Here is a 1,435-nt window from a genome sequence, read left to right on the forward strand (position 1 = left end):
GTCCCACGCATGCGAGACGTGCCGGTAGAACTCCTCGTATTCCTCGTCGGACACCTCATCGCGCGAGCGCGCCCACAGCGCCTTCATCGAGTTGATGGTCTCGGGCTCGACGGTGGTGACGGTGGTCGGCTCACCGCCCTCTTCCTCGGCGGGCGTCGTGGTGGTCTTCTCGACATCCATCCGGATCGGCCAGCCGATGAAGTCGGAGTACTTCTTGACCAACGAGCGCAAGGTGGCCGGGTCGGTGTAGTCGTGCAGGTGGTTCTCGGTGTCGACGGGCTTGAGCGTCAAGGTGACGGCGGTGCCCTGCGGCGCGTCGGCGACCTCGTCGAGGGTGTAGGTGCCGTCCCCGGTCGACTCCCATCGGGTGCCGGTTGCCTCGCCCGCCTTCCTGGTGACCAGGGTGACGGTGTCGGCGACCATGAACGTGGAGTAGAAGCCGATTCCGAACTGGCCGATCAGCTCGTCGGTCGCAGCGGAGTCCGACCCGGACTTCTGGGCCTCGGCGAGCTGTTTACGCAACTCCGCGGTACCCGACTTGGCGAGGGTGCCGATCAGATCGACCACCTCCTCGCGCGACATGCCGATGCCGTTGTCGCGCACGGTCAGCGACCGCGGACCCGACTCGCCCTCGGCCGGTTTCACGGTCTCGAGCGTGATGTGCAGATCCGACGTGTCGACGTCGAGATCCTTGTTCAGCAACGACTCCAGACGCAGCTTGTCGAGCGCGTCCGAGGCATTCGAGATCAACTCCCGCAGAAAGCTGTCCTTGTTGGAGTAGATCGAGTGGACCATCAGGTCCAGCAGCTGCCGGGTCTCGGCCTGGAATTCTCTGACTTCTGATGCGGTACTCATCGACGACCTCCACATGCTCATGGATCACCTATCCCCGACCGGGCGTGCGCCGCGGCGGACGCGGTCTGCCCGGGTCGGGGGACAACGTCGGATTTTAGCGAGCCGTGAACGCAGTACGCTGAACAGGGTCTCGCACGATCGACGGCGCCCGGTCGCCCGACACCGAGGAGGTGACGACGGTAGATGACGGTTCCGCGGATGATGCTCGTGCACGCCCACCCCGACGACGAATCATTGTGGACCGGCGGCACGATCGCCCGTCACGTCGAACTCGGCGGCGACGTGTCGGTGGTGACCGCGACCTGGGCGACGGGTACGTCCCGGCACGGTGAACTGCGCAACGCACTCACCGAGCTCGGGGTGACACGCGAGCCGATCATGCTGGGATTCGCCGACGACGGGGTCCCCGTGTCGGCGCCCGGCGCGAAGAGATTCTGCGACGTCAGCTTCGACAAGCAGGTGCGGATTCTGGTCGGCCACATCCGCCGGCTGCGCCCGGAGATCCTGCTCACCTACGATCCGGTCGGCATCTACGGGCACCGCGATCACGTTCACGCGCACCGGCTGGGGGGGGGGGGGG

General features: G+C 66.1%; 2 protein-coding genes. One reads left to right on the top strand and one right to left on the bottom strand.

Annotated features, from left to right (window positions below; all coding sequences use genetic code 11):
• Positions 1–855, bottom strand: an 855-nt coding sequence (locus tag B1964_RS11550; protein WP_172398817.1) for an ATP-binding protein, incomplete at its 3' end; no start/stop codon positions are given.
• Between the two features lie 183 nt (positions 856–1,038).
• Between B1964_RS11550 and B1964_RS11555 the strand changes: the two genes are divergently transcribed.
• On the top strand, positions 1,039–1,435 hold a 397-nt coding region (locus tag B1964_RS11555), incomplete at its 3' end, for a PIG-L family deacetylase (protein WP_172398818.1).

Source organism: Gordonia sp. i37 (genome assembly GCF_002043085.1).
GTDB lineage: Bacteria > Actinomycetota > Actinomycetes > Mycobacteriales > Mycobacteriaceae > Gordonia > Gordonia polyisoprenivorans.